Annotated in this window: 21 protein-coding genes and 1 other RNA gene; 4 read left to right on the forward strand and 18 right to left on the reverse strand. The window is 69.9% G+C overall.

Annotated features, from left to right (window positions below):
- Positions 1-5: 5 nt before the first annotated feature.
- Positions 6-1,889, reverse strand: coding sequence for a ribosomal protection-like ABC-F family protein (gene abc-f, locus DEIMA_RS10390; RefSeq protein ID WP_013557214.1), 1,884 nt, complete (start codon positions 1,887-1,889; stop codon positions 6-8).
- 115 nt (positions 1,890-2,004) lie between these two features.
- On the opposite strand from abc-f, the gene DEIMA_RS10395 reads away from it, so the two are divergent.
- Positions 2,005-2,811, forward strand: coding sequence for a GGDEF domain-containing protein (locus DEIMA_RS10395; RefSeq protein ID WP_013557215.1), 807 nt, complete (start codon positions 2,005-2,007; stop codon positions 2,809-2,811).
- 139 nt (positions 2,812-2,950) lie between these two features.
- Positions 2,951-3,523 (forward strand): carbohydrate-binding domain-containing protein, encoded by a 573-nt coding sequence (locus tag DEIMA_RS10400; RefSeq protein ID WP_013557216.1) that lies wholly within the window; start codon positions 2,951-2,953, stop codon positions 3,521-3,523.
- Positions 3,524-3,574: 51 nt separating this feature from the next.
- Here the strand turns inward: DEIMA_RS10400 and DEIMA_RS10405 are convergent, their stop codons facing one another.
- The 13 genes from DEIMA_RS10405 to mraZ form a co-directional block, all read right to left on the reverse strand.
- Positions 3,575-4,717 (reverse strand): ATP-binding protein, encoded by a 1,143-nt coding sequence (locus DEIMA_RS10405; RefSeq protein WP_013557217.1) that lies wholly within the window; start codon positions 4,715-4,717, stop codon positions 3,575-3,577.
- A gap of 182 nt (positions 4,718-4,899) precedes the next feature.
- Positions 4,900-6,960, reverse strand: a complete 2,061-nt coding sequence (locus DEIMA_RS10410; RefSeq protein ID WP_013557218.1) for a M3 family metallopeptidase — start codon at positions 6,958-6,960, stop codon at positions 4,900-4,902.
- 63 nt (positions 6,961-7,023) lie between these two features.
- Positions 7,024-8,088: a tRNA preQ1(34) S-adenosylmethionine ribosyltransferase-isomerase QueA gene (gene queA / locus DEIMA_RS10415; protein ID WP_013557219.1), complete on the reverse strand. Its 1,065-nt coding sequence runs from the start codon at positions 8,086-8,088 to the stop codon at positions 7,024-7,026.
- Complete coding sequence (locus DEIMA_RS10420; RefSeq protein WP_013557220.1) at positions 8,081-8,629, reverse strand: LabA-like NYN domain-containing protein; 549 nt, start codon at positions 8,627-8,629, stop codon at positions 8,081-8,083. The genes queA and DEIMA_RS10420 overlap by 8 nt, the downstream gene beginning before the upstream one ends.
- 196 nt (positions 8,630-8,825) lie before the next feature.
- Positions 8,826-11,306 (reverse strand): phosphoenolpyruvate carboxylase, encoded by a 2,481-nt coding sequence (locus DEIMA_RS10425; RefSeq protein WP_013557221.1) that lies wholly within the window; start codon positions 11,304-11,306, stop codon positions 8,826-8,828.
- Positions 11,307-11,326: 20 nt separating this feature from the next.
- Positions 11,327-12,091, reverse strand: coding sequence for a TIGR00282 family metallophosphoesterase (locus DEIMA_RS10430; protein ID WP_013557222.1), 765 nt, complete (start codon positions 12,089-12,091; stop codon positions 11,327-11,329).
- A gap of 119 nt (positions 12,092-12,210) precedes the next feature.
- The gene (locus DEIMA_RS10435; protein ID WP_013557223.1) at positions 12,211-13,380 is read right to left on the reverse strand and encodes an ABC transporter permease; all 1,170 of its coding nucleotides are present in this window, start codon (positions 13,378-13,380) and stop codon (positions 12,211-12,213) included.
- Between the two features lie 54 nt (positions 13,381-13,434).
- The gene (locus DEIMA_RS10440) at positions 13,435-13,785 is read right to left on the reverse strand and encodes a hypothetical protein (protein WP_013557224.1); all 351 of its coding nucleotides are present in this window, start codon (positions 13,783-13,785) and stop codon (positions 13,435-13,437) included.
- A gap of 189 nt (positions 13,786-13,974) precedes the next feature.
- Complete coding sequence (locus DEIMA_RS10445; protein ID WP_013557225.1) at positions 13,975-14,553, reverse strand: 3D domain-containing protein; 579 nt, start codon at positions 14,551-14,553, stop codon at positions 13,975-13,977.
- 472 nt (positions 14,554-15,025) lie between these two features.
- A complete protein-coding gene (locus DEIMA_RS10450; RefSeq protein ID WP_013557226.1) occupies positions 15,026-16,360 on the reverse strand; it encodes a peptidoglycan D,D-transpeptidase FtsI family protein in 1,335 nt (444 codons plus the stop codon).
- Positions 16,351-16,695 carry an FtsB/FtsL family cell division protein gene (locus tag DEIMA_RS10455; RefSeq protein ID WP_013557227.1) on the reverse strand — a complete coding sequence of 115 codons (345 nt, stop codon included), beginning with the start codon at positions 16,693-16,695 and terminating at the stop codon, positions 16,351-16,353. Before DEIMA_RS10455 ends, DEIMA_RS10450 begins: the two co-directional genes overlap by 10 nt.
- Complete coding sequence (rsmH, locus tag DEIMA_RS10460; RefSeq protein ID WP_013557228.1) at positions 16,692-17,579, reverse strand: 16S rRNA (cytosine(1402)-N(4))-methyltransferase RsmH; 888 nt, start codon at positions 17,577-17,579, stop codon at positions 16,692-16,694. Before rsmH ends, DEIMA_RS10455 begins: the two co-directional genes overlap by 4 nt.
- Positions 17,580-17,593: 14 nt before the next feature.
- On the reverse strand, positions 17,594-18,022 hold the full coding sequence (gene mraZ / locus DEIMA_RS10465) for a division/cell wall cluster transcriptional repressor MraZ (protein WP_013557229.1): 429 nt from the start codon (positions 18,020-18,022) through the stop codon (positions 17,594-17,596).
- A 229-nt stretch (positions 18,023-18,251) separates the two neighbouring features.
- Here mraZ and DEIMA_RS10470 point away from each other — a divergent pair, with 229 nt between their 5' ends.
- Positions 18,252-18,617 carry a DUF423 domain-containing protein gene (locus DEIMA_RS10470; protein WP_013557230.1) on the forward strand — a complete coding sequence of 122 codons (366 nt, stop codon included), beginning with the start codon at positions 18,252-18,254 and terminating at the stop codon, positions 18,615-18,617.
- 46 nt (positions 18,618-18,663) lie between these two features.
- On the opposite strand, the gene rnpB is transcribed toward DEIMA_RS10470, so the two are convergent.
- The 3 genes from rnpB to DEIMA_RS10480 form a co-directional block, all read right to left on the reverse strand.
- Positions 18,664-19,114, reverse strand: an RNA gene (gene rnpB, locus DEIMA_RS17140) — RNase P RNA component class A.
- 33 nt (positions 19,115-19,147) lie between these two features.
- Positions 19,148-19,900, reverse strand: a complete 753-nt coding sequence (locus DEIMA_RS10475) for a pseudouridine synthase (RefSeq protein ID WP_013557231.1) — start codon at positions 19,898-19,900, stop codon at positions 19,148-19,150.
- Complete coding sequence (locus tag DEIMA_RS10480; protein ID WP_043816656.1) at positions 19,893-20,258, reverse strand: hypothetical protein; 366 nt, start codon at positions 20,256-20,258, stop codon at positions 19,893-19,895. The genes DEIMA_RS10475 and DEIMA_RS10480 overlap by 8 nt, the downstream gene beginning before the upstream one ends.
- 57 nt (positions 20,259-20,315) lie before the next feature.
- Between DEIMA_RS10480 and truB the strand changes: the two genes are divergently transcribed.
- Positions 20,316-21,251, forward strand: coding sequence for a tRNA pseudouridine(55) synthase TruB (truB, locus tag DEIMA_RS10485; protein WP_013557233.1), 936 nt, complete (start codon positions 20,316-20,318; stop codon positions 21,249-21,251).
- A gap of 73 nt (positions 21,252-21,324) precedes the next feature.
- Here the strand turns inward: truB and DEIMA_RS10490 are convergent, their stop codons facing one another.
- Positions 21,325-21,795 carry an Lrp/AsnC family transcriptional regulator gene (locus tag DEIMA_RS10490; protein WP_043816658.1) on the reverse strand — a complete coding sequence of 157 codons (471 nt, stop codon included), beginning with the start codon at positions 21,793-21,795 and terminating at the stop codon, positions 21,325-21,327.
- Positions 21,796-21,882: the final 87 nt, after the last annotated feature.

Below are 21,882 nucleotides of genomic sequence, written 5' to 3' on the forward strand. Positions count from 1 at the left end.
GGGGTTTACCCGCCGGCGGCTTCGACGTCTTCGTGGGCTTTCGCCCAGGCGTCCATGCGGTCGTTGAGCGCGGCTTCGAGGCGGGCGACCTCCCCGCCGAGCGCGGCGAAGTCAGCGTTCGCGTCGGCGTGGCCGAGCGCGGCCTGCGCGGCGCCCAGTTCCGCTTCGAGCGCGGCGATGTCCGCCTCGATGGCCTCCAGCTGCCGTTTCAGGTGCCACAGCCCCTTCCCTTTGGGTTTCGCGGGCGTGGCCGACGCGGGTTTCGCGGGCGTGGTCGTCGGCGCCTCGGCCGGCAGGTGCTTTTGTTTGTAATACGCGTACCCGCCGGGGTACTCGTGGAACTGCCCGTCCTCGATGAGCCAGATGCGGTCCGCGAGGTTCTCGATGAGGGCGCGGTCGTGGCTGACCATCAGCAGCGTCCCGCTGAAGTCCTCCAGGGCCTCTTCGAGTGATTCGAGCATTTCCATGTCGAGGTGGTTGCTGGGCTCGTCGAGCACAAGGAAGTTGTGGTCCTCCTGCGCGAGTTTCAGCAGGGCCAGGCGGGCGCGTTCGCCGCCGCTGAGGACCCGGGCGGGTTTGTCGTGCGCGTCGTACGGGAACATGAACGTGCCGAGCAGGTCGTGCGCCTGCTGGTCCTTCTCGACGTACTCGCGGGCTTCCTGGTAGAGGGTGCTGTCCGGGTCGACGCCGCGGAGTTGCTGGTCGTAGTACCCGGTGGTGACGCGCGCGCCCGTGAGGACCTGCGAGCGCGGGTCGTCACTCGCGTCGAGGCCGAGGAGCGTGCGCAGCAGGGTGGTTTTGCCGGCGCCGTTGCGGCCGATCAGGGCGACGCGGTCGCCGCGGCGCAGCTGGACGTTCACGTCGCGGAACAGGGTGCGCCCGCCGAGCGCGCGGGTGAGGTGGCGGGCGTCGAGGACGACGTCGCCGCTTTCGGGCGCGTGGAAGGTGATGCGGGTGGTGCGCTCGTCCGGCGGGGGCGCCTTGGTGGCGGTGGCGCGCATGCGGTCTGCGCGGGCCTGCATGCCTTTGGCGCGCCGCGCGAGTTTGCTCATGCCGAGGCCCCAGATCTTCATGCGGTCCACGCTGCGCTGGTAGTCGGCGATGCGCCGCTGCTCCTGCGCGTAGCGGGCGGCCTGCCGTTCGAGTTCCTCGTCAAGGGCGGCGCGGAACTGCGTGTACCCTCCGGCGTGCAGGCGCGCCTGGCCGTGCCAGAGGTGCGCGGTCTGGTTGGTGACGGCGTCGAGGAACGCGCGGTCGTGGCTGATGACCATGACGGCGCCCGGGTAGCGGCTCAGGAAGTTCTCCAGCCACTCGACCATGCCGATGTCGAGGTGGTTGGTGGGTTCATCGAGCAGCAGCACGTCCGGGTTCTGGATGAGGAGCGCGGCGAGGCTCAGGCGGGTGCGTTCGCCGCCGCTGAGGCGCGCGGCGAGGTCGTCTTCGCGGCCCCGGAAGCCGAACGCGAGCGTCACGGCGTCGCGGCGGGAGCGGCGCTCGAAGCCGCCGCGGCGGGCGTACTGTTCGAGCAGCTGCTCGTGGTGGTGGATGCTCGCGTCGGTACCGTCGCCCATGGCGTGCGCCGCCTGCTCGAGTTCCGCTTCGAGCGCGTCGAGTTCGGTGAAGGCAGCGTCGAGGACGGTGCGGACGGTCGCGCCGTCCGGGAAGAAGGGGTCCTGGCGGAGGGCGGCGGCGCGCACGCCCGGCAGGAAGCGGACCGTGCCGAGGTCCGGTTTCTCCTCGCCGGTGATGAGGCGCAGCAGAGTGGTTTTGCCCGCGCCGTTGCGGCCCACGAGGCCCACGCGGTCTCCGGGGTTGAGTTTCAGGGTGAGGTCATTCAGGACGGTTTGCGCGCCGTAGTCCTTGTGAATGCCTTGCAGGGCGACCAGCATCCCCGGAGTATACGGTGCGCCGCGGGTGTGGTTTCCTGTAAGAATCCGCACGTTACACTGCTCGCGTGAAGTGCCGAGCTGCGCCAGTGCGTCCTGTGCCGCTGCGGCGCGCCGCGTGAATCCTCCCGGCGCGCGCTGGGCGCCGCTGCTGGTGACGCTGCTGGCGTTGGCGGTGACGGCGCTGCTGCCCAGCAACCCGCGCCTGTGGGCGCTGACGGGGTCGCTGTTGAGCGCGCTCCCGCACGCGCACGCCACGCCGCTGCCCTTCCCGGTCACGGCGGGCCTCGCGGCGCTGCTGGCGGCCCTGGCGTGGCACGCGCGGGGCGCGCGGGCGGCGGCGCTGGTGATGGTCGCGCCGCTGCTGGCGCTGCCGGCGTGGGCGGCGGGGTGGCTGCTGCCCGCTGTGACGTTGTCGCTCGCGGCGCTGGTGGGGGCGTTCGCGGCGGAACTGCAGCATTGGTGGTTGACGGCGCAGCTGGCGCACACCGATCCGCTGACGGGCATCGGGAACCGCGTGGCGTTCACGCGGGCGTTGGAGCGCCGGTGGGCGGGGCGTGTGGAGCAGCCGCTCGGGCTGATCGTCGTGGATTACGACGGGTTCCGCGCGCTGAATGCCCGCGAGGGGCGCGCGGCGGGGGACGCGGCGCTGCGGGCGCTCAGCGCGCAACTGCGGACCCTGAAGCGCCCGCGCGACGAGGTGTTCCGCTGGGACGCGGACCGGTTCGCGCTGCTGCTGAGCGGCGCGGACGAGCGCGCCGTCACGCACGTGACGGCGCGCGTGAAGGACGCCCTGGGCGGTCAGGTGCTGCGCGTGAGCGTGGGGGGGGCCACCACCACCCCGCAGATGCGCGCGCCCGGGGAACTGGTGGACCGCGCGGCCCGGCGGCACCAGCGTGACAAGTCCATCGGTTCGGCGTTCTGAGCGACGGCTGCGCAGCGCCTGGGCGCTCGCAAAGGCCTGAAGCGCCAGCCCATACTGCCGTTGAAGGTCAATGAAGCGGGGGCGCGTCCACAGGGGCGCCGTCCCTCATGCATGTCGGCGGGCAGCAAAGGAGAGGGCCATGAACGAGCAGAGCATCCGGGCAGCAGTGGTGGGCACGTCTCGGCGCGCGCGCACGTGGGGTGCGGCGTTGCTTCTGGGGGTCGCGCTGGCGGCCTGCACGCAGCAGGCGACCGTGCCGGCGGCGCAGGGCGTGCAGCTGGAAGCGACGTCCACGAACGTCGGTCGGCCCCTGTCACCGCAGCTGATGACGGACCCACGACCGGGCGGGTGGCTGATCAGCGACCCGAACGCCAGCGGCGGGCAGGCCGTGATGCTGTACGGCGCGCGCGACTCCGTGAACTTCAAGCTGCCGCGTCAGGTGACGCCGGGCACGTACACCGTGTCGGTGGTGGCACGCGGCGAGCAGTTCGAGGGGGCGCCCATCGTGGAGCTCACGAACGGGAACGGCCAGTCGCTGGGCACGCTGACGCTCGACAACACGGCGTACGCCGAGCGGGCCTTCACGACCACGGCGCTGAAAGCCGGTGACGCCCTGGTGGTGCGGCTCCTGAATGACGCGTACGCCGGCCCGGATCAGGACCGCAATGCCGTCATTGACTACCTGGTGGTCACGCCCGCGCAAGGCGACTGACCGCCGAGCCTCTGAGGGGTGCGGGGAGGGGCGCGCCCTCCCAAGCGCCCCTCAGACGAGTTCGGCGAAGTCGTCGTCCTCTTCGGGACCGAGTGGGAGCGTGAAGGTGAAGGTCGTGCCGACGCCGCGCTCACTCTCCACCCAGATGCGTCCGCCGTGCTGCTCAATGGCGAGCTTGCAGAACGCGAGGCCCATGCCCGTGTCGAACCGCCCGTGCAGCGTGAGGCGCGACTGCTCGAACGCCGCGAACAGGTTCGGGAGATCCTCCGCGGGAATGCCCTCGCCGTCGTCCGCGACGGTGAACTCCAGGGTGTCGCCGGTCTGACGCGCGCCGATGTCCACGCGGCCCCCGGCGGTGGTGTGCTTCACGGCGTTCGAAATCAGGTTCGCGAACACGCGCCGCAGGATTTCCGGGTCGCCGTGCGCGGGTGACAGGCCGAGCGGAAAGTTCAGGTTCACGCGGCGGTCCCGGAGGCCTGCACCGACGTCGCCGAGCGCGAGGTTCACGACGTCACTGAACATCGGCGCGAACATCGTCTGCCGGTCGAGGTGCATCTTGCCGGCCTGCATCTTGCGGACGTCGAGCATGTTCACGGCGAGGTGCAGGAGGTGCTGCGTTTCTTCGCGGGCGAGGCGCAGGAGTTCCGCGAGGTCGTCGGGGATGCGGCCCTCGTCCTCCATGACGACTTCAAGGAGGCCCATCACGGCGCTGATGGGGTTCTTGAGGTCATGGACGAGCATGTGCGTGAGCTGGTCGCGGACGCGTTCGTCGTGCTCGGCGGCGGTGAGCTGCGTCTGGAGTTTTGCGGCGCGGTCCGTGAGGTGCCGCGTTTGCCGGACGCGGCGTAGCAGCGCGTACACCAGCGCGGGCGTGGAGGCGTCCTGCGCGGGCGTGGCGAGGTCCGCGCCGGCGGTCATGAGGGCGGCGGCGTTCCCGCCGATGAGCAGGTGGTGGGTGTGCGTGAGGTCGTCGCGGCCGCGCAGCATGCGCAGCACCTCGGCGATGGGCACGCGGCTGGGCAGCGACGCGTGAATGACGGTCACGTCCGGCGTGAAGGCGTGCGTGTCGCGCAGCAGGCTTTCCGCGTCGGCGGTGTGGCGGACGCGCGCGTCGGGCAGCGCGGCCTGCAGGTCGCGCGCATGGCGTTCGTCGGCGCTGGCGACGAGGACGGTGGGACGCTGTGGGTCACTCAAGGGGCCTCCCGGGGTGGGGCGCTGGCGGGCGCCCGCTCCACAGCGGTCAGCATAGCAAGGGGCGGCGGGCTCCCCGGCCCACCGCCCGGGCGTGTCATCCGGTGGCGAAGAGGCGCAGGCGAGGTCCGGGACCTCGCCTGCGCCGGTTGTGCGCGGTGTGCATGCCGCTGCGCGCGGTCGTTTTACTCGGTGAGGCCGCTGCGGCGCAGCAGGGCGTTCGCGTCGGGGTCGCGGCCGAGGAAGGTGCGGAACAGCACGCCGGGGTCCTCGCCGTTCCCGCGGGACAGGACGTTGTCGACGAACGCGCGGCCGGTGTCAGCGTTGAACACGCCTTCCTGCTCGAATCGGCTGAACGCGTCGGCTTCGAGCACCTCCGCCCACTTGTAGCTGTAGTAGCCGCTGGCGTAGCCGACGGGGTTCGCGAACAGGTGCGAGAACTGCGCGATGAAGGCGTTATCGTTCAGCATCGGCACGGGCGCGAACCGCGCCAGGATCGGGTACGTGTACGCGACGACGTCGCCGTGCTGCGGGGTGTACTCGGTGTGCAGCGCGAGGTCGACGGTGCCGAACGAGTACTGGCGCATGGCGAAGTTGCCGGCGCGGTAGTTGCGGGCGCGCAGCATTTTGTCGTAGAGCGCCTGCGGGATCACGTCGCCGGTCTCAAAGTGGCGGGCGAACAGGTCGAGCGCCTGCTTGTCCCACGTCCAGTTCTCCATGATCTGGCTGGGCAGTTCCACGAAGTCCCACGCGACGTTGGTGCCGCTGAGGCTGCGCACTTCCACGCGGGAGAGGGCGTGGTGCAGCAGGTGCCCGAACTCGTGGAAGACCGTCTGCACCTCGTCGTGGCTGAGCAGGGCGGGCGCGTCGGGGCTGGGGGGCGTCATGTTGCCGCACATCAGACCGATGTGCGGTTCGAAGCCGCGCTCGCTGGGGCCGCCCGTGACGAAGGCGTTCATCCACGCGCCGCCGCGTTTGTTGTTGCGCGGGAACCAGTCGGTGTAGAAGCTGGCGACGTGTTCGCCCTCGCTGTTCTTGAGGTCGAAGTAGCGCACGTCCGGGTGCCAGCCGGGCGCGTCGGCGGGCGTGACTTCCAGGCCGAACACGCGGCGGGCCACTTCGAACATGCCGCTGAGGACGCTGTCCACCTGGAAGTACGGGCGGAGTTCCTCCTCGTCGAAGTCGTACAGTTCCGCGCGTTGCTTTTCGGCCCAGTATGTGACGTCCCACGGCTGGAGGGCCGGGGCGTCCGCGCCGGCCCGGGCGCGGTAGTACGCTTCGAGTTCGGCGTTCTCGCGCTCGAACGCGGGGCGGGTGCGCGCCTCCAGGTCCTGCAGGAAGGTTTTGGCGCGTTCGCCGCTGCCGGCCATGCGGTCCTCGGTGACGAGGTCCGCGAAGTCGCGGTAGCCGAGCAGCTGCGCGCGCTCCTGGCGGAGCTGCAGGATCTCGGGCAGCAGGTCGCGGTTGTCGCGGCCCTCGCCGATGCCGGTGCGGTTGTACGCGCGGGTGAGTTCTTCGCGCAGGGCGCGGTCGTCGGCGTACGTGAGGACCGGCAGGTACGTGGGCATGTGCAGCGTGAGGCGGTGCTCGCCGGGGTGCCCGTTCGCTTCGGCGTCCGCGCGGGTGGCGGCCTGCACGCGCTCCGGGACGCCGGCGAGGCGCTCGGTGGGGACGTACAGCTCGAAGGCCTTCACGCCGTCCATGACGTTCTCGGCGTAGCGCTTGGTGAGTTCCGCGAGGCGGACGTTGATGTCCTTGAGGCGGGCCTTGCCGGCGTCGTCGAGGTCGGCGCCGTTGCGGCGGAACTCGTCCATGGTGAGCTTCAGGAAGCGGGCGCGTTCACCGGTGAGGGCCTGCGCCTCGGGCGTCTCGGCGTACGCCTTGAGGGCCTGCCAGAGGCCCTCGTGCAGGGTGATGTCCGTGAAGAACGCGCTGTACAGCGGCAGGATGTCGCCTTCGGCGGCGCGCCACTCGTCGCTGCTGACGACGCCGTTCAGGTGCCCGACGATGGTGGCGACCGTCTGGATCTGCAGGGTGTGCCGGTCGAGGTCATCGAGGAACCCTTCGAAGTTCCGTTCGGGCGCGCGCGCGAGGCGCTCCAGGTCCGTGCGGGCCGCGTCGATCAGGGTCTGCATGGCCGGAAGGGCGTGCTCGGGCTGGATACGGTCGAAGGGAATGCGGAAACCGAGGTTCAGCAGCGGGTTTTCCGCGTCCACACCGGGCGCGGCATTCACGGGTTCTGTCATGCGCGCAGTATAAGCCTGCGTTTTGCAGCACTCGGCCAAATGGCGGATGCCGCGCCCGGCGCCTTAGGGGGCGCGCTGGAGCAGCATCGCGTCCCCGAGGCTGTAGAAGCGGTACGGGTGGTCCAGGGCCGCCTGATACGCGGCGCGGATGCGGTCCTCACCGGCGAACGCGGCGACGAGCAGCAGCAGGGTGCTGTTCGGCAGGTGCAGGTTCGTGATGAGCAGGTCCGGGACGCGCCACGCGTGCCCAGGCGTGATGAAGATGCGGGTGTCGCCGTCACCGGGATGCACGGTGCCGTTCACGTCAGCGGCGCTTTCGAGGGCGCGGACGGTGGTGGTCCCAACTGCGATGACGCGCCGGCCTTCGCGGCGCGCGGCGTTGATGGCGTCGGCGGTGTCGGACGTGACCGTGTACCGCTCGGCGTGCATGGTGTGCTCCGCGACGCTCCCGCTGATGGGCTTGAAGGTGCCGGCCCCGACGTGCAGCGTGACGAACGCCGTCCCCACCCCCATGGCCTGCAGGCGCGCCAGCAGTTCAGGGGTGAAGTGCAGCCCGGCGGTGGGCGCGGCGACGCTGCCGGCTGTGCGGGCGTACACGGTCTGGTAGCGGTCCTGCCATACCGCGTCGTCCTCGCCCGCATCGATGTAGGGCGGCAGGGGCAGGCGGCCGAGCGCGTCGAGGTGCGGCTTGATGTCCTCGCTGAAGCGCAGCAGGCGCGCGCCGTCCTCCAGCGTGCCGATCACCTCGGCGTGCACGCTGCCGAACAGCAGGTCCCGCCCGGCGCGTTTGGCGCCCTTGAGGTACGCGCTCCACACGTTCGCTTCCTCCTCGCGCAGCAGGAGCGTCTCGACGGCGCCGCCCGTGGGTTTGCGGGCGATGATGCGCGCGGGAATCACGCGGCTTTCGTTGAACACCAGCAGGTCCCCGGTGCGCAGGAGGTCCGGCAGGTCCCGGAAGATGCGGTGGTCGATGCCGCTCTCCCCCACCACCATGAGGCGGCTGGTGTCGCGCGGTTCCGCGCCGGTCTGGGCGATGCGTTCGGGCGGCAGGTCGAAGTTCAGGCGCGCGAGCGCCTCGTCCGCGCCGGGGTTGGCGTGTTCGGTGATGGGGTGGGGGGTGTCACTCACTGCTGTCGTTGCCCTTGCGTTTCGCGGGTGGCATGAAGGCGCCGTCCACGTCGGACCAGTTGGTGTAGCGGTCGCAGGCGTCCACGAGTTTCTGCGCGGTGTGCTCGCGGAACGCGATGACTTCCACGCGTACGCCGCGCTCCTGGAAGACCTCGACCATGTCGGTGAAGTCGCCGTCGCCGCTGCCGAGCACGATGACGTCCAGGTGGTCGAGCAGGCGGGTCATGTCGGCGACGATGCCCATGTCCCAGTTGCCTTCCCAGATGGCTTTGCCCTGCTCGTTGGTGTGGTGGAGCTGCAGCGTCATGCGGCGCACCTTGTACCCGATGGTGCTGAGTTTGTAGATGAACGGTCGGGCGGTGCCTTCGCCTTCCCGCTCGACGACGTACGAGACGGCGCGCACGAGTTCGCGGCCCTCGGTGGCGTACTGCAGGAGCCGCTCGAAGTTCACGGTGCGCTCGTAGAGGTCGCGGGCGCTGTGGTACAGGTTCTGCGTGTCGATGAACACGCCGACGCGGGGTTTGCGGGTAATGGATTGCATTGTGGGTCCTCTCGAAACACCCCACGGTGGGGGCGACTCTCGGCGTCAGCGGAGGCTGCGCGTGTTTCGCGCGGCCGGGTGGCGGCGCGGGTCTGAAATGGCGCGGGGTTCGCCCGTGCGGGCGCGCGCGTTCCCCACTGTAGCAGCGCGCCCCAGGCACAGCCCAGCGGCACGCTGCGGGGGCGGTGCGCGCGGTTCAGCCGGTGTTGCGGACGCCCGCGGCGATGCCCTGCACGCTGAGCAGCAGGGGGCGCTCGTAGCGGTCGAGGCCGCCGTCCTCACGGCGCGCGCGGCGCAGCAGTTCCACTTGCAGGCGGTGGATGGGGTCAATGTAGGGGTTGCGCAGCCCGATGCTTTCGTGCAGGCGCGGTTCGTTGCGGAGCAGGTCCGCGCCGACGATGTCCTGCACGAGCGCGACGGTGTCCGCGTACGCGGCCTTGAGGTCCGGGCCAAGCGCGGGCCCGCCGAGCGTCAGGTACTCGTCGAAGATCAGCAGGTCGCTCTTGGCGAGGCTCATCTGGGCGTTGTCGAGCATGCTGCGGAAGAACGGCCACTGCGCGTACAGCTCGCGGGCGAGCGGTACGCCGATCTCGCGCAGGCCCTCGCGCAGGCCGTACCAGCCGGGCAGGTTCGCGCGGTTCTGCGTCCAGCTCATCACCCAGGGGATCGCGCGGAGGTTCTGCAGGGTGGGCGCGCCGGGGCGACGCACCGGCCGAGAGGCGATGTTCAGGCGGGAGATCTCGTGGATGGGCGTGGCGGCCTCGAAGAACGGCAGGAATTCCGGGGTGGTGACGAGCGCGCGGTACGCGCCGGCGCTGGCGCGCGCGGCCCGGTCGAGCGCCTCGGTCCACGCGGCAGGCAGGTCCGCGGCGGGACGCGCGGCGGCGAGCAGCAGCCCGGAGAGGGCCTGCTCCAGGTTGCGGTGCGCGAGGACGGGGTGGCTGTACTTGTCGGCGAGCGCTTCGCCCTGCTCGGTGATGCGCAGGCCGGAGCCGATGGTGCCGGCGGGCTGCCCGAGAATGGCGCGGCTGGCGGGGCCGCCGCCGCGGCCGATGCTGGTGCCGCGCCCGTGGAAGAAGCGCCACGGGACGCCCGCGCGGCGGCACACGTCCGCGAGGCGGCGCTGCGCTTCGTGCAGCGCCCAGTTGGCGGCCAGGAAGCCGGCGTCCTTGTTGCTGTCGCTGTACCCGAGCATGATTTCCTGCACGTCGCTGCCGAGCACGGCGCGGTACTCGGGGAGGCTCAGGAGTTCCCAGACGACGCTGGGGGCACGCTCCAGGTCGTCGAGCGTCTCGAACAGCGGGACGGGCAGCACGCGGAACCCGACCTCACGGGCGAGCAGCAACGGCTCGAGGACGTCACTGACGCTTTCGCTCATGCTGATGATGTACCGCCCGAACGCGCGCGGGCCGACCTTGCGGACCGCCCGCGCGACCTCGCGGATCGGGCCGACCGCGCGTTCCAGCTCCTCGGGGAGGGCCTCACCGGCGGGCCACAGGGGGCGGCGGGAGCGGAGTTCGCGCGTGAGCAGTTCGGTTTTGGCGTGCTCGGGCAGGTCCGCGTACCCGGGCATGCCGGCCGCGTCCAAGAGGGCAGCGGCGGCCGCGCCGGTGAGGGCGCTGTGCTCGCGGATATCGAGGCTGACGAGGTGCTGCCCGAACGTGCGCGCGTGCGTGCGGAGCGGCGCGAGCAGCACGTCCGCGCTGCGCGCCTGCCCGTGCTCGCGCAGGCGCGCGTCGAGGGCGTCGAGCTGCGCTGTGAGGTCCACGTGCTGCCCGGCCTGCACGGCGTCGTGGAGCGCCTGCAGTTCGGCGCGGTACGTCTCCTCGCCGCGCTCGTCCTGGCTGAGGTCCGCGTACGTCTGCCGGATGGCGTTCAGGAGCAGGTCGCGGGCGCGGTCGCGGTGCAGGGTGAGCGTGTCGCGCGTGGCGTCGGGCGTCACGAAGGGGTTGCCGTCGCGGTCGCCGCCCATCCAGGAGTGCAGGCTGAGCGGCACGCGCGCGCTCGTGGGGCGTCCGTACACGCGCTCGAAGGCGCGCTGCAGGTCACGTTGCAGGCGCGTGACGGCCTGCGCGATGCTGGGCACGTAGCTGAGGCCGCCTTTGACCTCGTCGAGGACGGTGGGTTTCAGGCGCCGGAGTTCCGGGGTGTTCCACAGTGCTTCCACGTGCGCGGTGATGCGCTCCACAGCCGCGTCGTACGTGGTGGGGTCGCTGAGGTCAGGAATGTCGCGCGCGACCTGCACGAGGTGCGCGCGGACGGTGCGGCGGCGCATCTCGGTCGGGTGGGCGGTGAAGGTGAGGCCGAGGTTCACGCGTTGAATCAGTGCTTCGGCGTCGTCGGCGCTCAGGCCGCTCGCGTGCAGTTCGGTCAGGGCCGCTTCGAGGCTCTGCGGGCGGACGCCTTCGCGGCCGGCGAGGGTGCGGACGCGCTCGTACTCCTCAGCGAGGTTTACCAGTTGGAAGTACAGGCTGAAGGCGCGCACGAGGTTCTCGGCGTCCTCGGGGGTGGCGCCTTCCAGAAGTTCACGCAGGGGCGCGTCGCCGTCGCCGGCGCGCGCCTGGCGGACGAGCGCGCGGACGCGCTCCACGGTGTCGAAAAAAGCCTCGCCTTCCTGTTCCTTGAGGACCTGCCCGAGCGCGCGCCCGAGGGTGTTCACGTCTTCTCGTATGCCCATGTGGACCTCCGCTGTTGGGGTTACTGCTCGAGGTGCGTGACGCGTTCGATGCGTGTGGCGCGCCCACCCTGAATGTCGATGGCGACGGCGTTGAGTTGCGCGGGACCTTCCGCGACGACGTACCGGTGCGGCAGGCCGGTCAGGAACCGCTGGATGGGCCCTTCGGGGTCCGCGCCGATGATGCTTTCGTACGGGCCGGTCATGCCGGCGTCGGCCTGGAAGGCGGTGCCGCCGGGCAGCAGGCGGGTGTCGGCGGTGGGGACGTGCGTGTGCGTGCCAATGACGGCGGCGACGCGTCCGTCGAAGTGCCGCGCGAACGCGACCTTCTCGCTGGTGGCTTCCGCGTGGAAGTCCACGAAGACGGTGCCGAGGTCCGGGCGGGTGAGGAGGTCCTCCATGAGGCTGAACGGGTTGTCGACGTTCGGGTCCATGTAGACACGGCCAAGCAGGTTCACGACCGTGAGGCGCTCACCGCCGACGGTGAAGGTGGTGTAGCCGGCGCCGGGCGCGCCGGCTGGGTAGTTGAGGGGGCGGATGACGCGTCCGTCCTCGAACAGCGTGTGGACTTCCTTGTTGTTCCACGTGTGGTTCCCGAGCGTGATACAGCCGGCGCCGGCCTTGAAGATGGCCTGGGCGCTTTCGCGGTTCAGGCCGAAGCCGCCGGCGGCGTTCTCGCCGTTCACGATGATGAAGTCGTACGCGTCCCGGATGGCCGGAAGGTGCGTGCCGAGCACGCGCCTTCCGGGTTTCCCGTACACGTCTCCCACGAACAGCAGCCGCAACATGACGTTCACTTTAACGTGGGCCGCACACCAATTCGCTGGGGGCTGTCTGATCGGGCGCCACGCTTCCTCCTGCGGCCCTTGAGGGAGGGGCACTGGAACGGCGCCGGCCCCTCCCCCGCTCAGCGGATGATCTGCGCGGGTTCCACGCCCGCAGCGCGGCGCGCGGGCAGGTACGCGGCGAGCAGTGTGGTGGCGAGACCCACGGCGTTCACCCACAGGACGTCGGTGGCGCGGACCTCCACGGGCAGGGCCGTGATGAAGTACAGGTCGCCGGGCAGCCGGAACGGATACGCCGTGAAGTACGCGCACACGGCGAGGCCCAGCAGGTCCCCGAGGATCAGGCCGCTCACGCCGAGGATTACGCCCTCGATCAGGAAGGTGCGCGTGATCACGCCGCGCGTCGCGCCGATAGCGCGCAGGATGGCGATCTCCTGCGTCTTCTCGAACACGGTGAGGGTGAGGACGCTGGCGATGCCGAACGCCGCGACGATCACGATCAGGAACACCACGAAGCCGATCACGCGCTTCTGCAGGGCCAGCTGGTCCAGCAGGGTGCGGTACAGGTCCTGCCACGCGATGGGGCTGAAGGTGCCGCCCGCGACGACGCTGCTCGCGACGGCGCGCGTCTGCTCGGGGTCGTGGAGGCGCACCTGGTACCCGGTGATGTTCGTGGTGCCCTGCAGGTCCTGCAGCGTGCGCAGCGTGACGAACGCGTACGCGCTGTCGATCTGGTAGTTGCCGGTGCTGAACAGCGTGCGGACCTTCAGCGCGGCGCGGCGCTGCATGCTGTTCAGCAGGCGCAGCTCGTCGCCGCTGAACGCGCCGATGGACTGCGCGAGGGCGCTGCCGAGGATGACCTCGCCGTCCTTGAGGGTCCGGAGCGCCTGCGTGGTCGGCCCGGGGAACTGCAGGACGCCGGCCGCGTCGGGCGTCACGCCGAACAGGGTCGCGAAGTCCACGCCGGCGTTGCGGTTGCGGCTGGCGGGACGCGTGAGCAGGCCCTTGTCGGCGAGGAATGGCGCGATGGCCTCGACCCGCGGGTCGGCGCGGAGGGTGCGTTCGAGGTTCGGGTCGCGTCCGCCGGGCACATAGCGTTGCAGGCTGAGGTGGGGGGTGGCGCGCAGCGTGGCGTCCACGAGGGCGCGCGTGAAGCCGTTGGTGAGGCTCAGCGCGGTGATGAGGACCATCATGCCGACCGCGATGCCCAGCATCGTAATGAGGTTCTGGGCGCGGCGGCGCGTGAGGTGCGCGCGGGCGAGCGTGAGCGGCAGGGAGGGAAGGCGGGCCACGTTCGGGCAGCATAGCGCGCCCGGCTGGGGCCGGGCGCGCCTGGGACGACAGGGTCAGCCTGGGGGAGTGGCGGGCGCTTCGGAGGCAACGCGGGCGCCCCACAGTTGCGGCTCGGCCGTGGGCCGATCGGAGGCGCCAGCGGGTTCGTCAGCACGGAGGAACGCGGCGAGCACCAGGGGCGGCTGGTCGTGATCGGCGCGGGTGAGCTGGTAGCGGCCGTGATGCTGCGCGCGGGCACTGTCGGTGCCGAGTGGCTGGCGGCCAGGGTGGTACGCGACCGTGACGGGCTCGCCGGCGTGGAAGCGGCCGGTGGTGCAGTGTTCGACGGTGCCGGTGAAGTGGCGGTCGGCGTCGTTCATGGCGCCGTGCCAGTGGCCCCGGATGGAGATGACCCAGTCGTTCATGCGGCTCCTGCGGCGGGTATCGCCGGGTGGGCGTGGGACGGTGGCGGGTGAGCGTGGCGGCGCGCCTTGGAGTCAGGGTAGGGCTGCTCGTCAGGTGGGCGTGTGGGCGGGCCTAACGGCGCTACGGGTGCTTCTCACTGGAAACGCAGACGGGCCGCGTGCGCGGCCCGTCTGCGTGGGTGGTGGGGTTCATTTGAGGGCGGTGATGCGGATCTGGCGGTTGCCCCACTGGAGGGCCTGGCCGCGGCTGGGCATCCAGACGTCGACGGTGTTGCTTTTGCGGGGGCTCATGGTGTCTTCGACAATGAAGACGCGGCCGGCGAGGACGCTGTTGTAGCGGCCGCTGAGGTCCTCGATCTTGATGCGGGTGCCATACGGGAATTTTTTGAGCAGGTCGCGGCTGAGGGCGACGGTGCCGAAGCGCACGCGGGTGCCGGTGGCGGTGATGAACGGGCTGCTGTCGGTCTGCCCGGGGGTGCTGTTGTAGGCGGTGCTGCGGACGACAGCGCTGGCGCCGGTGGCGCGAGCGGCAGCAACGACCGGTTTGGCGTTGGCCTGGGCGGCGCGCTCGGCCTGCTGGATGGCCTGTTGGCGTGCGGCAGCGGCGCTGGCGGCGGGTTTGGCGGCGGTCGTGGCGGGTTTTTCGTTGGCCAGGGCGGCTTTGACGGCCGTTTCGGCAACGGCGCTGCTGGGGAGGGCCGGGGCGGCCAGGGCGCTGCCCATGAGGGCGGCGGCGGTCAGCAGGGCGCGGTTGGTGGTGTTTGACATGCAATCTCCTGCGAACGGAACCGGAGGGGTTCCGTTCGGTGGGGGGGAGTGTTGTACGTGGGGAGCAGATCGCTCAACTGTCTTGAGGTTAGGTAAGCATCATGAGCAAAAAATTTGTTTTTTGGTTTTTTTAACTCATGGAATCGCGATCTGGCAGGTTCATCCAGACTTTATAAACTCGATTTTTGACGTCCTGGATTAGGTTTTGTAAATGAGTGATCTTCTAATATTCTCATTTAACTTCTCATGGATTTTTGCGGAAAACCCCTCAAAATCGCCTGCTGGATCTGAAATTTCACCACGAAAGGGCTTTAAAAAGTGCGGAGTCTCTCTGTTCACGCCTAAGACACGCATGAGCTTCAGAAAGCACCGTTCACGACCGTCTCGAACGGCGACGGATGCTCATAGAACACTCATCTTTAGAGCAACAGAAAAGCCGGGTTGCCCCAGCTTCTCGCCCACACGCCTGATGTCACTCCTTCTCAGGAGGCGACTTCTGCGGCGGGGCCGCCCAGCGCGCAATAATTTCCCCCGCAATGTCGCGGTAGATCGGCGCCGCCAGCATGCTCCCGTGATAATCCACCTTTGCCCCATGCACCATGACCGCCAGCGTCACGCGCGGCTGCTCCGCCGGGAAGAACCCCGCGAACGTGCTGTTGTAATCCGTCTGGCTGTACCCGTGTTCCGTGACCACCTGCGCCGTCCCGGTCTTCCCGGCCAGGCTGTAACCCTTGATGCCCGCCTGCCTGGAAATCCCATCCTCAATCACGCCGCGCAGCAACATCCGAATCGTCCGCGCCGTCTCGGGCCGCAGCACCTCGCGCCGCTCACCCTGCACGGCTCCCTGCACCAGCTGCGGGCTGACGTACATCCCGTCATTCGCGAGCGTGTTGTACGCCGCCGTCAGCTGCAGCAACGACCCGCTCATCCCTTGCCCGAACGCGTTGTTCACGCGCACCAGATCGTCCCAGCGCCGCAGCGCCTGCAAGGGGTAATACGACGTCGGCATGTCCGGCAGGTCCACCGAACGCCCGAACCCGTACTGGTACAGGTAATCGCGCAGCTTCGCCTTATCGAACCCCTCCACGATGTGGCTCATGCCGACGTTGCTGCTGTAGCGCAGCACCTGCCGGGTCGTCAGCTGCCCCGGGTGATCCACTGCGTCGTGAATGGCCTTGCGGCCCACCACACGGACCATGGGCGTGCTGTACTGCGTGGTCGGTGTCGTCAGGCCCTCGTTCATGGCCGCGGCCACCACCAGCCCCTTCACGGGGCTGCCCGGCTCGAAGGTGTCCACGAACGGGCGGTTGCGACGCACGCTCGCGTCATAATTCCGCCAGTTGTTCGGGTCGAACGGCGGGTACGTCGCCGCGGCGAGCACGCGCCCCGTCTTCACTTCCAGCGCCACGACCATGCCCCAGTCCGCGCGGTGCTCCGGCACATACTTCGCCAGGGCCGACTCCGCCGCCGCCTGCGCACCCGGGTCGATGGTCAGCACGACGTCCTCCCCGCGCGACAGCTGTTCGTCGAACACCCGTTCGGCGCCTTCCAGGCCACCGTCCATGTTCGTCATGCCGAGAATCTGCCCAGCCAGAGGGCCCTGCGGGTACATGCGTTTCTGACCGACGCTGCGCGCCAGAATGGTGCCGTTCATGGTCTTGATGCTGCCGCGCACGGGCGCGTGCGGCGCCGTCACGGTGCGCGGCAAGTGCCATTCCAGCTGCGCGTACGCGTACACCAGGAACAGGAACGACGCGAGCGCCAGCACCAGCATCAGGCGACTGCGGTTGCGGATCTTCACTTCCATCGCGTGATCACCTCGAACGTCGGATGCGTGACGAGCGCTGCCGGTACCGGCAGCGCCTTGAAGGCGGCGGCGGTCTTGTCGATGCGCGTGAACGGCGTCATGCCGTTCTGGAGCGCCCACGCGCGGACGCGCGGCTCACTCGTGAGGCCCTGCACGGTCAGTTCCAGCGCGGCGCGCTGCTGCTGCAGGCTCACGCGCTCGGCGTTGAGGGTGTTCAGGGTGGGCCGCACGTCGCGCGTCTGGTACCGCAGGCCCACCAGCACGCACGCGAGCAGCACGTAGATCAGGGTGTACCGCAGCGCGCGGGCGCGCCAGGTGTCGGTGGGGGTGTTCACCCGCTCACCTCCTCGGCGCGTTTGCGGGCGCCGCGCAGTTTCGCGCTGCGGGCGCGGGGGTTGCGGGCCTGTTCGTCCTCGGCCGCCTCGATGGGCCGCTTGGTGAGGGGATCCAGGGTGGGGTCCGCGAGCAGGAAGCGTTTCACGATGCGGTCCTCAAGGCTGTGGAAGCTGATGACCGCGAGGCGGCCGCCGGGGCGCAGGAGGTCGCTGGCGCCCTGCAGCCCGTCGCGGAGCGCACCGAGTTCGTCGTTCACGGCGATGCGCAGGGCCTGGAAGGTGCGGCGGGCCGGGTGGATGCCGCGCGCGTGCCCGCCCGGGTACGCGCGTTTGATGATGTCGGCGAGTTGCGTGGTGGTGCTGATCGGACCCTTGTCGCGGGCGTTCACGATGCCGCGCGCGATGCGGCGCGAGTGGCGCTCCTCGCCGTACTCGAAGATGATCGCGGCGAGGTCCGCTTCCTCCATGTCGTTCACGAGGTCGGCGGCGCTGTCGCCCCCCTGACTCATGCGCATGTCGAGGGGCGCCTCGGTGTGGTAGCTGAAGCCGCGCGCGGCGTCGTCGAGCTGGAAGCTGCTCACGCCGATGTCGAGGAGCACGCCGTCCACGTGGTCCACGCCCGCGTCGTTCAGCAGGGCGCGCATGTCGCGGAAGTTGCCTTCGAGAACATGCAGGCCGTTGAGGCCGGCGGCGCGGTTGCGTTCGAGGGCGTACGGGTCCTGGTCGATGCCGTACACGGTGGCGCCCGCGGCGAGCAGCAGGCGGGTGTGGCCGGCGCCGCCGAGGGTGCCGTCGACGAACACCTGCCCGGGCTGGGGCTGGAGGGCATCGAGGACTTCGGTGGCGAGGACCGGGATGTGGGTCAGGGGGGACTGGTCGGTCATGATTGGGAACCGCCTCAGGCGGTGAAGTTGGCAAGGAGGTCGGGTTTGGGCGGGTCGTCCTGCACCGCCTGGATCATGGTGTCCCACCGTTGCGGGTTCCAGAGTTCCAGGCGGTTCGGGGCGCCCGCGACGATGACGTCCGTCTCGAGCACCGCGAACGCGCGCAGCGTCTGGGGGACGCTCACGCGTGATTGGTTGTCCAGGCGGGTCTTGCTGGCGCCGGAGTAGAAGAAGCGCACGAACGCGCGGCTGTCGCGGTCCGTGAGCGGCAGGCCTTCCAGTTGTTCCTCCACGCGCCGCCACGCGGCGAGCGGAAAGACGTACAGGCAGCCTTCCATGCCGCGCGTGAGGATCATCCCGTCTTCCACGAATTCACGAAAGGTCGGTGGGATGACCACGCGGCCTTTGTCGTCAATGGAGTAGGGGTATTCACCGAACGGCACAGTTCTCCTGGTTTCCCCACCGTCTCCCACCCGGAGTGAGGGAGGGCGAGCGGCGTTCGAACAGCTTCAGAGCGCATGGGAGCTGTTGTGGCGAGTGTAACAGGGCCTCCCACGATTTACCACCAAATCCCACAATTTCCCCCACTCGCCCCCACTCTTGCCCCACGGTCCCCACCGGGCGTCAACGGCAGGCCCAAATGACCCGGCGCCCGGCCCGTACACTGCGGTCATGACCACCACACCCAATACGAACGCGGCCCTGTGGGGCGCGCTGCTCGCGGGGAGCGGCGTGGCGCTCGGCGCGTTCGGCGCGCACGCGCTGAAAAACACCCTGAGCACCGAGGCGCTCGCCACCTTTGAAACCGGCGTCCGCTACCAGATGTACGCCGGGCTCGGTACGCTCGCGCTCGCCGCGCTGCCCGGCCAGACGCGCGCCCCCACCCTGATCGGTGCGGGCGCGGTGGTGTTCAGCGGCAGCCTGTACACCCTGACCCTCACCGGTCAGAAGTGGCTGGGCGCCGTGACGCCCATCGGCGGGGCGCTGATGATCGCCGGGTTCGTGCTCGCGGCCGTGGACGCGCGTCGGCGCGCATGACCCTTTAAAGGGCACGCCCCCACCGTGAACGGTGGGGGCGTGCTGATGGGTGCGGGAGGGAGTAAGCCGGGTTCTGTCCCCACCGTTCGGGTGGGTCACGGTCATCTCTCTGGGGCGCGCGTCGCCGCGCGGCTCTAGCGGCCATCCTGGGGATCAGGGGAACGGGCCGTTCCTCCCCCGCTGTCGGGCCTTGCACCGGATGGGGTTTACCAGCGCCCCGCGTTGCCGTGGGGCCTGGTGCGCTCTTACCGCACCGTTTCACCCTTACTCGCCCCGCGTCCGGAACACGCGTGATGGGGCGGGCGGTCTGGTTTCTGTGGCACTGTCCTTCAACTTCGCGCGTGCCCGCCCGTACGTTCGGCGTGGCGGGCCGTGTGCTCGCTGACCAGCCGTTAGCTGGCATCCTGCCCTGCGGTGCCCGGACTTTCCTCACGTCCTCACCCGCGTTGCCCCGAGGGGCGAGCGGGCCTGGGCGCGCGACCGTAACTTCTCCCGCGCCCAGGAGTATACAGGAACGCCGCGGGCGCGCGTCAGTGCCAGCGGTCGAGCATTTCCAGGTCGAGGCGCTCACGCACGCGGTGCGGCACCAGCGACACGTTCAGGAGTTCCTGCAGGGCGCGCTCGTCGAGCTCGCGGTACTCGCCGGGACCCAGGTCCTCCAGCCACAACCCGCCCACGCGGGTGCGCACGAGGCGCGTGACCGGGTAGCCGACCGCGTCGAGCATGCGGCGCACCTGCCGGTTGCGGCCCTCGCGGATGGTGACCCACGCGCCGTCCGGTGCGGCGCGCACCTCGGCGGGACCGGTGGGGCCGTCCTCGAGGTTCATGCCACGCGCGAGGCGACCGAGCGCGGCCTCGTCCGGCTGGCCGTCCGTCCAGGCGCGGTAGACCTTCTCGTGCCCGTAACGAGGGTGCGTGAGCGTGAGCGTCAGGTCGCCGTCGGTGGTGAGGAGCAGCAGGCCCTCGCTGTCGCGGTCGAGGCGCCCGACGGGATGCAGGCCCGGCACGTTCGGCATGGCGTCCAGGACGGTGCGGCGCCCGAGTTCGTCGCGGGCGGTCGTCACGAACCCGCGCGGTTTGTACAGCGCGAACGTGACGTGCTGCGTGGGGCGCTGCGCGATGGGCTGGCCGTCCACGAGGACCTCGTCCGCTTCGGTGACGGTCTGGCCGAGCTGCGCGGTCACGCCGTTCACGGTGACGCGCCCGCTGGTGATGAGCGCTTCGGCGGCGCGTCGGGAGGCGACGCCCGCACGGGCGAGCCGTTTCTGCAGGCGTTCAGTCATACAGGCCCCTCCGGGGGCGGCGCAGGCCCACAGCGAGCAGGCCGAGAATGAGGACGTAACCGCCCAGGATGAGCAGTGACAGGCGGACGGGCGCGTCGGTGGCGCGCAGCGCCGCTGGCAGGATGGTGGCGGCCACCAGCAGGTTCGCGAGCGCCAGGCCAATGCGGGAGGCGCGTTCCGCACCCACAGCGCCGAACAGAAGCTGCACGCCCCAGGCGCTCAGGACCGCGCCGGCCACGCGCGGCAGCCAGAGGGGCTGCACGCCCAGCATGGCCGCCCAGTCGGTCGGCAGGAACATCAGCAGGACGCCGACGGGAAGGTAGAGCAGCCCACTCAGAACGTAAACGGCACGCAACACGCCTCGCAGCATAGCGCCAGGGCGTACGGGGTCGCCCGCCCTGCTACCCTGCTTGGCATGCCGGTCGTCGTTGCGGATAAACCTCTGGGCCTCACTTCTCATGACGTGGTCGCGCGTGCGCGGCGCGCGCTGGCCACGCGCCGCGTGGGGCACACGGGCACCCTGGACCCGCTCGCCACGGGGGTGCTGGTGCTGTGCGTGAACGACAGCACGAAGCTGGTGCAGTTCATGGAGCACGACAGCAAGGATTACCTCGCGTGGGTGAGCCTGGGTGCAGGCACCCCGACCTTGGACGCGGAAGGTCCGGTGGACGCGACCGCCGACGTGGCGGGCGTGGACGAAGCGGAAGTGCGCGCGGTGCTGCGCGGGTTCCTGGGCGTGCAGCAGCAGGTGCCACCACAGTACAGCGCCGTGCAGGTGGGCGGGCAGCGGGCGTACGCCGTGGCGCGCGCCGGGGGGGCGCTGGACCTGCCGGCCCGCGAGGTGGTCCTGCATGAACTGGAGCTGCTGGGCGTCTTCCCGAGTGTGGACGCGGCGCCGCGGACGTTCGCGCCGAACGAGCAGGGACAGTACGCGCCGGCGGCGGACGGGCGGACCTTCACGCTGCCGCCGGCGCTTGGGGCGTTCCCGACGCTCCTGGTGCGCGCGCGCGTGGGGAGCGGGACGTACATCCGCAGTCTCGCGCGGGATATCGGCGCGGCGCTGGGCGTGCCGGCGCACTTGGCGGGCCTAGTGCGGACGCGGGTGGGCCACTTCACGCTTGCGGGCGCCATGGGACTGGAGGACCTGGCGGTCGCGCCGGTCACGCCGGACGCGGACGCGCTGGACCTGCCGCGCATCGAGGCGACCGAGACGCTCGCGCTGATGCTGCGTCAGGGTAAGCGGCCCCGCCATCCCCTGCAGGGGCGCGCGCTGGTGCTGCGTGGTCAGGAGTTGGTGGCGGTCGTGGACGGCAACGGGGAGCAGCTGCGGGTCGTGCGCGCCTGGGCGTGAGCAGCTGAGCCGGGCGCGGCTCTCCCCTTCGACCGGACCTGGGCTGGCGGGCCGGGTCTGGCTTTAGGGGCTTTTATTCGATTGGGAGGACGGTGGTGTGTTTCTCCTGGCGGACGGTGATGGTGCTGTTGGTGTTGCTGACGCCGGGGATGGCGGCGAGGACGTCCACGAGGAAGCGCTGGTAGGCGTCGAGGTTGGGCACGCAGACCTTGAGGATGAAGTCGCTTTCGCCGAGGCACAGGTAGCATTCGAGGACTTCCGGGCGTTTGCGCATCTGGTCGGCGAAATCGATGAAGCCGGTTTTGGTCTGCTTGTCGAGGCTGACGTGCACGAACACGGTGAGGTCCTGCCCGATCATCTTGGGGTCGAGCAGGGCAGCGTAGCGTTTGATGATGCCTTCGTCCTCGAGGCGCTTGACGCGGCGCAGCGTGGGCGCGGGGGTGAGGCCGATCTCGTCGGCGAGTTCGGTGTTGGGGATGCGGCCGTCGCGCTGGAGGATTTCGAGGATGCGGCGGTCGGTATCATCAAGGTGGGCGTGCGCCATGTTGCCGCGCATGATACTCAAAATTGGGCAACATCGTTGCGCAGGTGGCCTGTTTTCGGCCACGCTGCGCAATCCCAAAAAGCGAAC

The organism is Deinococcus maricopensis DSM 21211 (assembly GCF_000186385.1).
GTDB classification, from domain to species: Bacteria; Deinococcota; Deinococci; order Deinococcales; family Deinococcaceae; genus Deinococcus_B; species Deinococcus_B maricopensis.